The sequence below is a fragment of the Streptomyces sp. NPDC002125 genome (genome assembly GCF_053593715.1).
This window is the reverse complement of the sequence record NZ_JBSFDD010000001.1, coordinates 420,249-434,823: the sequence shown is the minus strand read 5'-3', so window position 1 is coordinate 434,823 and position 14,575 is coordinate 420,249. Positions and strand designations below refer to the sequence as shown.

8 protein-coding genes are annotated in these 14,575 nt (G+C 70.1%); 6 read left to right on the top strand and 2 right to left on the bottom strand.

The genetic code is table 11. The features are described from left to right. Window positions 1–218: 218 nt before the first annotated feature. The 6 genes from ACWCQM_RS01845 (at window position 219) to ACWCQM_RS01820 (ending at window position 12,079) form a co-directional block, all read left to right on the top strand. The gene (locus tag ACWCQM_RS01845) at window positions 219–1,187 is read left to right on the top strand and encodes a tetratricopeptide repeat protein (RefSeq protein WP_450913417.1); all 969 of its coding nucleotides are present in this window, start codon (window positions 219–221) and stop codon (window positions 1,185–1,187) included. A 599-nt stretch (window positions 1,188–1,786) separates the two neighbouring features. Next, window positions 1,787–2,431: a DUF6230 family protein gene (locus ACWCQM_RS01840; RefSeq protein ID WP_450913416.1), complete on the top strand. Its 645-nt coding sequence runs from the start codon at window positions 1,787–1,789 to the stop codon at window positions 2,429–2,431. Between the two features lie 97 nt (window positions 2,432–2,528). Further along, the gene (locus ACWCQM_RS01835) at window positions 2,529–3,086 is read left to right on the top strand and encodes a DUF6114 domain-containing protein (protein ID WP_450913415.1); all 558 of its coding nucleotides are present in this window, start codon (window positions 2,529–2,531) and stop codon (window positions 3,084–3,086) included. Then, on the top strand, window positions 3,076–4,401 hold the full coding sequence (locus ACWCQM_RS01830; RefSeq protein ID WP_450913414.1) for a hypothetical protein: 1,326 nt from the start codon (window positions 3,076–3,078) through the stop codon (window positions 4,399–4,401). Before ACWCQM_RS01835 ends, ACWCQM_RS01830 begins: the two co-directional genes overlap by 11 nt. Window positions 4,402–4,711: 310 nt before the next feature. After that, complete coding sequence (locus ACWCQM_RS01825) at window positions 4,712–11,764, top strand: polymorphic toxin type 27 domain-containing protein (RefSeq protein ID WP_450913413.1); 7,053 nt, start codon at window positions 4,712–4,714, stop codon at window positions 11,762–11,764. A gap of 24 nt (window positions 11,765–11,788) precedes the next feature. Beyond that, window positions 11,789–12,079 (top strand): hypothetical protein, encoded by a 291-nt coding sequence (locus tag ACWCQM_RS01820; RefSeq protein WP_450913412.1) that lies wholly within the window; start codon window positions 11,789–11,791, stop codon window positions 12,077–12,079. Between the two features lie 66 nt (window positions 12,080–12,145). Here ACWCQM_RS01820 and ACWCQM_RS01815 read toward each other — a convergent pair whose 3' ends face one another. Together ACWCQM_RS01815 and pyk are read right to left on the bottom strand one after the other, a co-directional pair. Continuing rightward, window positions 12,146–12,871 (bottom strand): hypothetical protein, encoded by a 726-nt coding sequence (locus tag ACWCQM_RS01815; protein WP_450913411.1) that lies wholly within the window; start codon window positions 12,869–12,871, stop codon window positions 12,146–12,148. Between the two features lie 209 nt (window positions 12,872–13,080). Then, window positions 13,081–14,514: a pyruvate kinase gene (gene pyk / locus ACWCQM_RS01810; RefSeq protein ID WP_450913410.1), complete on the bottom strand. Its 1,434-nt coding sequence runs from the start codon at window positions 14,512–14,514 to the stop codon at window positions 13,081–13,083. Window positions 14,515–14,575 lie beyond the last annotated feature (61 nt).

Below are 14,575 nucleotides of genomic sequence, written 5' to 3'. Positions count from 1 at the left end.
GCTACGGGTCGTAGCGTAAGAAGCGACGGTCCGCCGTCGTGGCGCCACGACCGATCGACAGCCACAGGCGCCGGGTGGGGACCCGGTGCCGAACGCGGGGTATTTCAGGGCCCCGGGGCCGTTTCCGTCCACGCGCCGCGCACACCGGCGTGGCTGTGGGCGGAGGCGGTTCACGGATCGCTTTCCGGAACGGTGGGCTCAGGGGGGAGGATGTACGTATGCAGCCTAGGAACATGTCCATGAGCGGCGTCGTCGACCTCGCCGCTGTGAAGGCGGCCGGCGAGGCCAAGACGAAGGCGGAGCAGGCCCGAGCGGAGTCTGCCCGGCAGGGTGGCGGTGGCGCCGTGTCGCCCGCCTCCCTGGTGATCGACGTCGACGAGGCGGGCTTCGAGACCGACGTCCTCCAGCGCTCCACCGAAGTCCCCGTCGTCATCGACTTCTGGGCCGAGTGGTGCGAGCCGTGCAAGCAGCTCAGCCCCCTCCTGGAGCGCCTCGCCGTCGAGTACAACGGCCGCTTCGTGCTGGCCAAGGTCGATGTCGACGCCAACCAGATGCTGATGCAGCAGTTCGGTGTCCAGGGCATCCCGGCGGTCTTCGCCGTGGTGGCCGGGCAGGCGCTCCCGCTCTTCCAGGGCGCCGCCCCCGAGACCCAGATCCGCCAGACGCTGGACCAGCTGATCCAGGTCGGCGAGGAGCGCTTCGGGCTCACCGGGATCGTCGTGGACCAGGAGGCCGGAGCCGAGAGCGTCCCCGCCGAGGTGCCCGCCGGCCCGTACGACGCGCAGCTGGAGGCCGCCGCCCAGGCGCTGGACGCCAACGACTTCGACGGCGCGGTCGCCGCGTACAAGGGCGTCCTGTCCGACGACCCGGTCAACACCGAGGCGAAGCTCGGCCTCGCCCAGGCCGAACTGCTGGGCCGGGTGGCGGGCATGGACCCGCAGCAGGTCCGCAAGGAGGCCGCGGAGAACCCGGCCGAGCCGGTGGCGCAGATGGCCGCCGCCGACCTGGACCTCGTGGGCGGTCATGTGGAGGACGCCTTCGGCCGGCTCGTCGAGACGGTCCGCCGCAATTTCGGCGACGACCGTGACGCCGTGCGGGTGCGCCTGCTCGAACTCTTCGAGGTGATCGGCCCCGACGACCCGAGGGTCACGGCGGCCCGGACCGCGCTGGCACGCGTCTTGTTCTGATGTGACAACCCGGCCGTGGAGCCCGCCGGGCCCCACGGCCGTTTTCGCGGGTGAACGACAAGGCACGCCCTCGCTTTACCAAAACTTGATAAAAGTACGCCCTGTTACTCGCAGTAAATCGCCCTCTGGGGTCTGTCCTGTTTCGGGCAGCAATCTCCCCGTTCCGGTGTCCCTTTGATGCCACCCTGTGTGGCCGGACGGTACCCCCCTGTCGCGTCCCGGTTATCGGGTCGTTACTAGTCAGTAACGACCCCCCTTGTGTCACGGCCGCGAATGCACCACGATCGGCCACGCTCGGTCCAATACCCGCCAGCCCGACGGCCAGTCGGCGCATGCGGGTCCGTTGGGTCCCCACCGGGTGGTCGGCGGCAGTGGCGCCGATCGCGGACAGGGGGGTTCCTGCCCCTGGGCAGGGCCTGTCCGGACCGGCCGCGCAGACGCGCGGCCAGTGGTTGTCGCTCGGGGGTGATCGCCGGTGATTCGGATGCGGTACGCGCCTCCGGTCCGGGCGCTCTCCTTCCCGAGGACGTAGCACTTCTCCCATCCCAGGGCGGGCACATGCCCGTACCGGAGATGTACGTCCGAGAAGGAGGAAATTTATGAGTTCGCAGGTTCGCGGTGGTACCAGATGGAAGCGTTTCGCTCTGGTCATGGTGCCGAGCGTCGTCGCGACCGCGGCAGTCGGCGTCGGCCTGGCGCAGGGTGCGCTCGCGGCGTCGTTCAGCGTCTCCGGCCAGAGCTTCAAGGTCCGCACCGACAAGCTCGTCGGTGAGGACTTCATCCAGTACGGCAGCGTCGCTGTCGGTACGGACATCGAGGGCGAGAAGACCCAGGCCCACCCGGTGGCCGTGTCCGGGTTCAGCAAGGCCACGATCACGAACATGTGCCAGTCGGTCGTGACGCCGAACCTGCCCTTCGGCCTCGGCAGCGTCAGCCTCGAGCTGAACGCGGGTACCGACCCGGAGAAGCCGGTCGTGGCGACCAACCTCTACCTGGATGTCGCCCAGCTCGACGCGGACGCGTACTTCGAGCAGATCGACATCGGCGTCGGAGCCGGATCGGTCGGCACGCCCGGCATCCAGCCCGGCACCGAGAAGGCCGTCAAGAAGGGCGGCTTCGCGCAGCGCGCCAAGACGGCCACGCTCACCGACGTGAAGCAGACGGCGTGGGCGACCACCGCCGGCACGTTCAAGCTCAGCAACCTGAGCCTGAAGCTGCACAAGGGCGTCAAGGAGTGCTTCTAGCACTCGCCCGGGCGGCCGGAGCCCCGCGAGCGCGGGCCCTCCGGCCGCCCACCCCTTCTCTTCTCACAGCAGTACCGGTTCCAGGGAGCTGTTTTCCATGAGCCCCGAGTCCACAGGGCAGAACGAGCACTACCTCACCGTCTACCGGCGGGGATTCCGCACCTGGCGGGGTAACCGGCCGTTCTGGGCGGGCCTGTTCACCATCTTGGGTGGTCTACCCATCGCGTACTTCCCGTACGCGAACATGCACCTCGGCAACATGACGATCGCGATGTCCACCACTGCGGGTGCGGGGTCGCTGATCATCGGAATCCTGCTCATCACGCTGGGCATGACGATGTGGTTCCACCACATCGTGCGGGTGTTCGCCGGTGTCGCCGCGATCCTGCTCGCACTGATCTCCATACCTGTCGCCAACATCGGCGGCTTCATCATCGGCTTCCTGTTCTCCCTCCTCGGCGGAGCGCTCTCCATCGCCTGGGCACCGGGAGAGGCCAAGGGCACCCCGAAGTCCGAGGGGGCGCCCGCGCGGGCCCACGGGGACGAGGTGCCGGAGCAGAGCCTGGGTGACCACGACACCGCCCAGGCCCCGCGGAAGCCGCTGCTGTTCGACGTGGCGGCCGAGGGCGACGGCGGGAGGCATCGTGCGGGGTGACGAGACGCGGACGAACGACTTCGGCTCGGAGGACCTTCCGGAGCGAAGAGGGCCCCGCCACGCGGCGCCCAGGAAGTCGCTGCTGACGAAGCTGCACATGCCCGCGGGCAAGAAGGCGTTCGCGCTCGCCGCGATGCCGACGGCGGTCTTCGTGGGCATGGGACTCACCCCCAAGCTGGCCATGGCCGACGACAGCACGGACATCCCCTTCGCTCCCGGACCCTGTGTCACCCGCTCCGACGAGCCCGCCGAGTCGCAGGAGCCGGAGCCCACTCCGAGCGCCACCGCGTCCGAGGACGAGGACGCGGACAAGGGCGGGACCGACAAGGGCGGGACCGCCAAGGACGACGCCGGCAAGGACGACGCCGGCTCGGACGAGGAGACCGCGGCGCCGGAGCCCTCCGCGAGCCCGAGCGCCTCCGCGAAGGACTCGACGGCCCAGGCCACCGAGCAGAAGGCCGACGCCACCCCGACACCCACCAAGTCGACCAACCCCCTCGACCCGCTGGGTGTCGGCGACGCGCTCAAGGACCTCTTCGACGGCAAGGACGAGGAGACGGCCGAGCCGTCCGCGTCCGCGTCCGCCACCGCCGAGACCCCGGAGCCCTCCACGTCCGCCTCCGCCGGCGAGCCGGAGAAGGCGGCCGCGGACGAGGCGAAGGACACGGCGGGCGAGGCGAAGGACGCGGTCGACGAGACTACCGACGCCATCCGTGACGCGGCGGAGAAGGCCGGCGAGGACGTCGAGGAGCTCGACGAGGACATCAAGGGCCTCGACCCGGTGAAGGACGAGGACATCCCGGACGGCGCCAAGGAGCGCTTCCCCTGCCCGACCGCCGACCCCGAGGCGCTCGCCGCGGCCGACCTGGAGCAGGGCATCCCGCTGCTCCCGGACGCCCCGTGGACCCTGGAGACGTCGAAGCTCACGCTGACCGGGCTCGACTACAAGGGCATCGTCGAGGTGAAGACGGTCAACGGCACCGTCAAGAAGGCGCTGAAGTTCACCGCCGACACCGTCGACATCAAGGACCTGCACCAGCTGACGGAGGGTCCGACGGCCGGCACCACCGGCCACGTCAAGGCGGAGGCGGGCTCGACCTCCACCATCCGCAACGGCACGGTGACGATGTACACGGAGGAGCTGAAGGGCAACCTCTTCGGTATCATCCCCGTCACCTTCAGCCCGGAGACCCCGCCGCCGCTGAACGTGCCCTTCGCCTTCTTCACCGATGCCACGGTGAAGCAGGCGGGCCAGTTCGGAGGCTCGCTCAAGGTCCCCGGACTGCAGAACTATTTCACCGGCGGCAACAGCTAACCGCCACGGACCCGTTCGGGAGCCGCATGAAACGGCGGGCCGTGTCCCCCGAGGGACACGGCCCGCCGCCATGTGCGTGTTCTCGCTCGTCGCGGTGGCCTGCGAGGTCTCGCAGTCTGCCTGCTTCTGATCACTTCCCGCAGCACCCCCCTTATGTCATGATCATTTCGCCCTGGGGGGGTGCGCGAGGAACGCGTTAACAGACGGCCCGTCATGTCATGCCCGTGCAGGGCGACATGATCTTCGTGCGCTTCGCGCGTCCTTCTGCGGCTCTCCTGGACCATCCCCGATCCAGAAGTGAGTCGTAGACATGCCACAGAAGAGACCAAGGGGCGGTAAGCGCGGTACGCGCACCGCCCTGAGGAGAGGATTCGCCGGTACGGCGCTCCTCACCGCGACCGCCGTCCTCACCGGCCTGGTGTACGCGGTCCCGGCCACGGCCGACACAGCGCCGGAAGAGGACACCGGCCTCATCCGCAACAGCATCGGCGAAGACCCCCGCCTGGACCGTTGCGTAGCCGGTGTGGCACTCCACGTCGGTGGCGCCGCGATGAAGGCGAAGGCGATCGAGGGGCTCTCCGGTACCCGGGACGAGCTCAACGCGATCGTCGGCCAGGTCGGCTGGATCGGCCTGGAAGCGCTCGGCCAGGCGGGACGACTGGACGAGGAGGCCGGATTCGCGTACCGGGACCTCTCCCAGGAACGCAAGCTGGCGCTGGAGGCGTCCAACAAGGTCTACGCGCAGAGCTACTGGGGTGACGACGACGCGGTCACGCTCCACGCACCCGAGTTCGCCGCCGACGTACTCCAGTTCACCCTCTTCACGCAGGACGAGCTGGACGACAGCCTGGGCTCGGACGGCCACACCATGGCCAGTGCCGAGTCGATCGCGAGGGCCAGGGAACTGGCGGAGTCGCAGCGCGGCGAGGACAACTGGAACGACGCCGCTGTCGACATGATGCTGGACGACGCCGGCAACAAGTACTTCAACGGCACCTCCTCCAGTGATGTCGGCCGCTATCTGCGGCAGGGCGGGTTCCCCGCCGCCGCCCCGCCCGCCGGCTCGGCCGAGTTTCGGGTCGAGGTCGAGGACCTGAAGACCGCCTGGGCCGCGTGCGACCACCAGAACCCGGTGGACGCCCGCAAGGTCATGAACCCGGTCGTCCTCCAGGCGATGGCCGAGTGGGAGGGCGAGTACGCGGCCCAGTCGGCCCCCCGCAACGGGATCATCAAGGCTGAGGCGGACGCCGCGGCCCAGACCCGTATCGCCACGGACCACATGATCGTGGCGATCGGACAGGCGTGGCGCGCCGAGCAGATCCTGCTCTGGCAGAAGCACTGGGAGGGCGTCGAGGATTCGATCCTCCGCCCGGAGCCCGAGGTCTTCACGCAGGCCGTGACCGAGCTCGGCACCGCCCGGGCCAACGTCGCTGCCGAGGTGACCAAGGCCAAGGCCGCTTCGGCCGCCGCGGGAGAGGCCGCCCAGCGGGCCGCCACCGCGCAGGAGACCGCCTGGGAGATCGCGGACACCCAGAAGGTGCCGCGCGGCCGCGGTCTCATGTACGCCCAGCAGTCGGTGCAGGTGGCCCGAGCCTCGGCCGCGGCGGCCGAGGCCGCCTCCAAGGCCACAGAGACGGCCCTGCAGGCCGCCAACGCGACCGCCGCGGACTCGCAGGCGCTTCTCGCGCTGGCGCAGACCAAGGCGCACGCGATCGACACGGAGTTCCGCCGCATCGCCGCCCAGGAGGCCGCGTCGCAGGCGAAGGCCGCCGCGGACTCCGCCGAGGGGTACGCCACCGCCGCAGCCGAACAGGCCGCCCTGGCCGCCACCTCGCAGAAGAGGGCCGAGGCCGAGGAGAAGGCCGCGGGCACAGCCGCCGCCACCGCACAGGCGAAGAAGATCGAGGCCGGGACGGAGCGGGCCGCTGCCGCCGCCTCGCGCGCCACGGCCGCCGCCCAGCGTGGCAAGGCCGAGGAGGCCGAGGCCCGCGCGCAGACCGAGAAGACGGCCGCCGAGAGCGCGAAGTCCGCGGCGGCGGCCGCATCGGCGATCGCCGCGGCCAAGCGGACGTCGTCGGAGACCGCGGCGGAGAAGGCCCGTACGGCGCGTGAAGCCGCCGTCCTGGCCCTGCGCAAGAAGGAAGCGACGGCAGCCAGAGCAGCGGCCCTGAGGGCTGCCGCGGCAGCCGCCGAAGGAACGGCCGCAGCGGCCGAGACCCGCCAGGCCGCCGACGAGGCGGACACCGCCGCCTCGCAGGCGGCCACCGCGGCCACCAGCGCCCGCACGGCGGCCGACACCGCCACCGCGGCCTCGGTGACCGCGCGTGCGGCGGCGACACAGTCACACGGCGCCGCTCAGCGCGCACGCGCCGCGTCCGGCCAGGCATGGGCGGCCTACTGGGTGACCGCGGGATCCGCCGCGGCCTCCCGCGCGGCAGCGGCCGACGCCATCACCGCATCCGAGGACGCCGCACAGCGCGCCAAGGTCGCGGCCTGGAACTCGACCAAGGCCTCGGAGCAGGCCGCCCTGACCATCACGGAAGCGGAAGCCGCACGCAACGCCGCCCTGGCCACAGCGGCATCCGCCGCGGAGCCGGTGGGCCTGGCGTACGCGGCCGGCCAGGCCGCCGTGGCGGCCCGCGACACCGCGGACAAGGCCATCAACGCCGCCGACACCGCCATCGCGGTGGGCACCCCTTACCAGCAGACCGACGCGTCCGCGGCGTTCGCCGTACTGATCGGGCAGACGTCCAAGACGTACGCCGAGCAGCAGGCGGCGGCGGCGGGAGCCACGGCCGACGAGGCCGCGCAGTTCGCCGCGCTGGCACAGCAGCTCGCCGACCAGGCGAGCGGCGACGCGAAGATCGCCGCGCAGGCGGCGGCCGACGCGGCGGCTGACGCTTCCAGGGCGGTGGGCGCCGTGGAACGCGCCCAGGCATCCGCCAAGGCGGCGGACACCTCCGCGGGCGCCGCGGCCAAGGCGGCGGAAGGCGCCTCGGCCCATGCGTCGGACGCGGGCGAAGCCGCCGTGCACGCATCGGGGTCCGCCTCGGACGCGGAGAGCGACGCCGCGGCGGCCAACCTCGAAGCCACCGAGACGGAGCGGCAGGAGGAGGACGCACACAGCGCGGCCGACGACGCCGAGCGCGAAGCCGCCGCGGCCAAGGCGGCGGCGGCCGAGGCGGAACAGGACGCCGCAGCCGCCGAGTCCGACGTCGGCACGGCCCAGACCGATGCCGAGGCCGCCGAAGACGCCGCCGACGCGGCCGAGGAAGCGCGCAGGGACCAGAACGAGCAGGAGCGTGAGGAAGCCCTCGAGAACGGCGGTATGCCCGTCCTCGGCGGTGGCTCCAACTGGCCCGCCCTGGGCAGCGCCGAGGAGAAGATCCTCCTCGACGCATGCGGTCAGGACTGCGTCGACGACTACAGGGCGGCGCTGAAGGCCGCCTCGGTCGACATCCTCGAATGGACCTCCGCCAACGGGGGGCAGATCCTCCTCGACGAGTTCGGTACGGCCCAGGTGAAGAGCTGCCTGAGCCAGAACGACATCGAGAGCTGCCTCTGGGACCTGGCGGACGTTCCCAGCCTCGCCGTGATCGTCGGGAAGATCCCCGCGATCAACGCCGCGATCGTCAGGATCAGCGACGGTGTGGCGAAGCTGTACAGCGACGCCGACGAGGCGATGCGCACCCTTGAGCACCTCGTCAAGGTGGTCGACGGCGTACGCAGCGATCCGCGTCTGGACCGCTGCGTCGCGGGAGTCGCCCTGCACGCGGGCGGCGCCGAGATGAAGGCCAAGGCGATCGAGGGCCTGTCCGGCACCACGGCCACGCTCGACACGGTCGTCGGCCAGGTCGGCTGGATCGGCCTGGAGCCCCTGGGGCAGGCCGCACTGCGGGACGAGGAAGCCGCCCTGGCGTACCGGTCCCTGCTGAACGCCCGCGAAGAGGGTCTGGAGGACGCCAACCGGGTCTACGCGATGACGTCGTTCAGCGACGAAATCACCTTGCACGCACCGGAGTTCGGCAAGGACGTCCTGGGCTACACCCTCGCCACCCAGACTGAGCTCGCCAACCGGCTCGGCTCGGACGACCACAGCATGGCGGGACCCGAATCGGTCGCGCGCGCACGGGAGATAGCCGCCGCCAACAGCGGCAAGGACAGCTGGCACGACTTCGCCGCCGACGTGATGCTGGACGACGCCGGCAACAAGTACTTCAACGGCACGTCCTCCAGCGACGTCGCGCGCTATCTGCGGCACGGTGGTTTCCTCTCGAAGCCTCCGGCCGTCGACTCTCCCGAGTACCGCGTCGAGGTCGAGTCGCTCAAGGCATCGTGGGCGGCCTGCGACCACCGCAGTCCGGTGGACCCGCGCCACGCTCTGAACGCCGTCGTGGTCGACGCCTATGACGAGTGGGAGGCCGAGTACACCTCGCAGGCCGAGCCGCGCGGCCGGATCATCCGCGCCGAGGCGCAGGCCGCTGGTCTGGCCCGCACCGCCACCGACGACATGGTCGAGGCCATCGGACAGGCGTGGCTCGCCGAGCAGATCCTGCTCTGGCAGAAGTACTGGCAGGACCAGCCGAAGGACTCGATCCTGCGTCCCAAGGCGGCGGTTTTCACCAAGGCCGACTCCGACCTCGCCCGCGCCCGTACGAACGTCTCCGCCCTGGTGACCTCGTCGAAGGCCGCCGCCACCTCCGCCCAGGAGGCCGCGACCCGCGCGGTCACGGCGCAGCAGGACGCCTGGGCCATCGCCGACACCGGGCGCGTACCGCGCGGCCGGGGCCTGATGTACGCCCAGCAGTCGGTCCAGGTGGCCCGCGCGTCCGCGGCCGCCACGCTGGCCGCGAGTAAGGCGACCGAGACGGCGTTCCACGCCACGAACGCCACCGTCGAGGACGTCAAGGCCCTCCTGGCGCTGGCGAAGACCCGGACGCACGCGGTCAACACGGAGTTCCGCAGGATCGCCGCCCAGGAAGCCGCGTCGCAGGCCAAGGCCGCAGCGGACTCCGCCGACGCCTACGCCGCCGACGCGGCGAAGCAGGCGCTCATCGCGAAGGCGGCGCAGAAGACCGCCGAGGAAGAAAGGGAGGTGGCACGCAAGGCCGCCGAATCGGCAGCGGCCCAGCGCCTCACGGCGGAGGCCGAACGCGCCGTAGCCGCCGCCGAAGCGGCCACCGCGGCCGCTGAGCGCGGCAAGGCGGAGACCGCCGAGGCACGGGCGCAGCTGGAACTGACCAGTGCCAGCAGCTCACGGGCCGCCGCGGACACCGCGGGAGCCACCGCCTCCTCCAAGCGCACGGAAGCGGAGAACGCCGAGTCCCGGGCCAGGGTGGCGCGCAACCGCGCCGTCACCGCGGAGCAGGACGAGGACGCCGCTACCGCGAGGGCGGCGGCACTGGAAGCAGCGGCCGCCGCTGCCGAGGGCACGGACGCCGCCGAGGAGACCCGCGCGGCGGCGACCGAGGCCCGTACCGCGGCCAACGAGGCCACCGCAGCCGCGGGCAGAGCCCGTACGGCGGCCAACGAGGCGAGCACCGCGGCGATCGCCGCACGCGCCGCGGCCACCCGCGCGCACGGTGCGGCCACCCGTGCGCGGGCGTCGGCCGACTCGGCCTGGGCCTCGTACCTGACGGCGGCGGGCGCCGCGGCCTCGGCGCACGCCGCTGCCGCCGAGGCCATCGACGCCGCGGCAGTCGCCGCCCAGGACGTCAGGCTCGCGGAGGCCGAATCCAAGAAGGCATCCGCGGCGGCTCTCGTCGCAAAGCAGGAATCCGACGCGGCCAACAGCGAGGCGCTGCTGACAGCCGCCGCGGCGGCTGTCACGGCCGGTCATGCCTTCGCCGTGGCCCAAGCGGCTCTGGCGGCGCGGGACTCCGCGACGCAGACGGCGAACGCGGCGAACCAGGCGATCTCCATCGGCAGCCCGTACCAGGCGACCGATGCGGCGGCGGCGTTCGCCGTGCTGGCGGGGCAGAGCGCACTGACGCTGTCCGAGCAACTGGCGGCGGCCTCCGAGGCCATGGCAGTGGAGGCGGCCGCGTTCGCGGCCGAGGCCCAGGCCCTGGCGGGGCAGGCGGAAGGAGACGCCAAGCTCGCGGCGGAGGCAGCCGCGGCGGCAGCCGAGGACGCGCTCAGAGCCGCGGCGGCGGTGGAACGCGCACGCGTTTCCGCCAACGAGGCGGCCGCGGCGTCGAAGGCGGCGCAGAAGGCGGCCAAGGAGGCGTCCGGCTACGCCCAGCAGGCGGGCACCGACGCGGTGTACGCCTCCTTCGCGGCCAGTGACGCGGAGGGCTACGCAGCCGCCGCGGACCGGGACGCCACCGAAGCCGAACGCGACGCGTCCAGTGCGCGTGCGGCTGCGACCACGGCGGAGAGCGAGGCCAGCAGCGCCCGTAGCACGGCCACCCAGGCCGAGACGGACGCGACAGCGGCCGAGGCGTCCGCCGAGAACGCCCAGGGTCTCGCGGAGGAAGCGGACTCGGCGGCCACGCGGGCCGAAGAGGCCGAGCGCCAGCGCCTGCTGGAGGAGCGGGCGGCCCAGGTCGAGGCCGGTCACTACGACGGCCCGCAGCTCAGCACGGACGACGAGGATCTGCTTCGTCAGATGTGCGGACAGGTCTGTGTCGACGAGTACAACTCGCTCCGCGAGATGGCCACGCAGGACGTCATCGACTGGGTGATCGCCAACGGTGGACAGATCCTGCTCGACACCTTCGGGGTCACCGACATCCGCAACTGTCTCTCCACGTGGGACTTCGAGAGCTGCATGTGGGCGCTGGTGTCGATCGGATCGGTCGTCATCGCGGTCACGAAGATTCCGGCGGTGGCCAAGGCGCTCTACGTGATCGGCTCGGGAGCCAGGTCGTTCCTGACCGGGTCGAAGGTCGCGAAGCGCGTGATCGAGCGCTATCAGGACCTGCTGAGCAAGGCCAGGAAGTTCCCCCAGTGCCTGGTGGGACAGCAGCGGTCCGCGTTCACGCGCACCGCGTCGTCCGACGACGAGTTCAAGGGCGACGGCTGGAACATTCCCGGCCAGTGTCAGGCGGTCCAGCTCACCGCGGACTTCATCGACAACATCTTCGACTACCACTTCGACGACGGGTGGGCCTACAAGCCGAACAAGGGAGTGTTTGACGACGACGTCTCCGCGGCGAAGTTGATGCGCATCGCCGTGAAGGCGCAGAGCGCCTGCCAGGGCAAGTGGACCACCAGCCTGACGGAACCCAACTACCGTGTATGCAGGTTCTCGGCGGGCGAGGGGGTCATCGGAAAGAACAGGAGGGGCGGAGACCTGGTCACGCAGGTCGAGGTCGTGATCTCCGTCCACGGTGTTCCGATCACGATGTACCCGGTGTAGAGCGCGGAAGCGGAGAGGTACGGAATGGGAATCGGAGTCAACGTTCTCGATATCCGCCGTAAGGTGGAGTGGGAGATCACCGACGACGACGAGAATTCGATCCTGCGGTACTGCACGGAGGCCCCGGACACGACTGTGAGATGGGGAGTGATGGCCTATCAGCTCACTCTCTTCAACCACAGGCAACTTCGAAAGCTCGTGCAGGAGCTCGAAGAGACTCCTGATGAGCTGATGGTGCCCGTCCTGAAGCAACTGCTGGACGGGGCCAGGCACGCCTTCCGGCAGAGCGGTTACCTGCTCTTCATCGGAGACTGACACCGGAGCACGAGGAAGGGCCGGCCCCCGCCAGGGGCCGGCCCTTCGCCGTGCGCGCTCCGGAGGTCAGCCGGAGATCTTCTTCACCTGGGCCGTGACCACCGGCTCCGGGATCGAGCTCTTCTTCGGGGTCAGCATGTTGATGCCGTAGAAGGTGGCGACCACGGCACCCTCGCGTACCACCGTGTAGGAGGTGGTCATGTTCTGGTCCGCGATCTTGCCCGTGATCTGGAACGCGTACGACTCGTCCCCGAGCTCCGCGGTCTTCAGGGATTTCACCGAGGTGTACTTCAGGCCGACGGTCTCGAATCCCTTGGGGCAGTCGTCGACCGCCTTGCGCAGATTCTTCAGGACCAGCTTGGCGTCCGGCTCATCGAGGGCCGTCAGCCACATCGAGCCGATCGTCGCGTCGGTCTTCTCGACGGGCTTGAGCGACCGGTAGACCGCGACGGAGGAGGCCGGAAGCGTCTGTCCGCCCATCGCGGCGGTCAGCGGCTGGCACTCCTTCTTGTCTGCTTTCATTCCCTGGCCCGCGGCCACCTCGGCCTGGGGAATCGCTTTCGCAGTGAAACCTTCGACCTTGCCCGTGAGCGCGATCTTATCGAGCTCCTTCACCGTGAATCCGTTCTTCTCGCCCGACTTCTCATCGGCCGCAGGTGACTTCGAGTCGCTCGCCGCCGCATTGGAGTTCTTGTTCTCTTTTTCGGCCGTTCCGGAATCACTGGAACAGGCCGTGAGGATCAGGGCGAAAGGAAGGACGACAGCGGGCAGGGCAAGGCGTGCGAGTTTCATTTCTGTTCCCCATGGATATGGTCAGCCATTTGACGAGGGGATGAACGGAGTGTGATTCGTCATGCCCCGTACAACTTTTACACGCCATGATCAATAAGTCGATCGGCACCGGATCACAGCTTCATGACGGGGCGGGGGGTGCGGTGTGGCACGCCGAAGGGCCGGGCTGCGGCAGCCCGGCCCTTCGGTGAATTCCGTGCGACGGCGCGTCAGTCGCGCTCGACGACCTCGGCCAGGTGGTGCACCCGGACCATGTTGGTGGTGCCGGGGACGCCGGGGGGCGAACCGGCCGTGATGACCATCGTGTCGCCGTCGCTGTAGCGGTTCAGCTTCAGCAGCTCGGCGTCGACCAGGTCGACCATGGCGTCCGTGTTGTCCACGTGCGGCACGACGTAGGACTCGACGCCCCAGCTCAGCGCGAGCTGGTTGCGGGTCGACTCCTCCGTGGTGAAGGCCAGGATCGGCTGCGCGGTGCGGTAGCGGGACAGTCGGCGGGCGGTGTCACCGGACTTGGTGAAGGCCACCAGGGCCTTGCCGTCCAGGAAGTCCGCGATCTCGCAGGCCGCGCGGGCGACCGAACCGCCCTGAGTGCGGGGCTTCTTGCCCGGCACCAGCGGCTGGAGGCCCTTGGACAGGAGCTCCTCCTCGGCGGCGACGACGATCTTCGACATCGTCTTGACCGTCTCGATCGGGTACGCGCCGACGGAGGACTCCGCCGAGAGCATGACCGCGTCCGCGCCGTCCAGGATCGCGTTGGCGACGTCGGACGCCTCGGCGCGGGTCGGCCGCGAGTTGGTGATCATCGACTCCATCATCTGGGTCGCCACGATCACCGGCTTGGCGTTGCGGCGGCACAGCTCGATGAGGCGCTTCTGCACCATCGGGACCTTCTCGAGCGGATACTCGACGGCCAGGTCGCCGCGGGCGACCATCACGGCGTCGAAGGCGGCGACGACGCCCTCCATGTGCTCGACGGCCTGCGGCTTCTCGACCTTGGCGATGACGGGGACCCGGCGGCCCTCCTCGTCCATCACCTTGTGCACGTCCTTGATGTCCTCGGCGTCCCGGACGAAGGACAGCGCGACCATGTCGCAGCCCATCCGCAGGGCGAACCGCAGGTCCTCGACGTCCTTCTCGGACAGGGCCGGGACGTTGACCGCGGCACCCGGCAGGTTGATGCCCTTGTGGTCCGAGATGACACCGCCCTCGATGACGATGGTGGTGACCCGGGGGCCGTCGACCGAGACGACCTTCAGCTCGACGTTGCCGTCGTTGATCAGGATCGGGTCACCCTTGGCGACGTCGCCGGGCAGCCCCTTGTAGGTGGTGCCGCAGATGGACTTGTCGCCGGCGACGTCCTCGGAGGTGATGACGAACTCGTCCCCGCGGACCAGCTCGACAGGACCCTCGGCGAACTTCGCGAGGCGGATCTTGGGGCCCTGCAGGTCGGCGAGCACACCGACCGCGCGGCCGGTCTCGGCGGCGGCCTTGCGGACGCGGTCGTAACGGCCTTGGTGCTCCTCGTGGGAACCGTGACTGAAATTGAAACGGGCCACGCTCATGCCGGCCTCGATCAGAGCGACGAGCTGCTCATGGGAGTCGACGGCGGGACCGAGGGTGCAGACGATTTTGGAACGGCGCATGAGGCGGATCCTATCGGTTTGTTTCACTGCGGAATATTCCGTCTGGTGGAAGATACAAAGG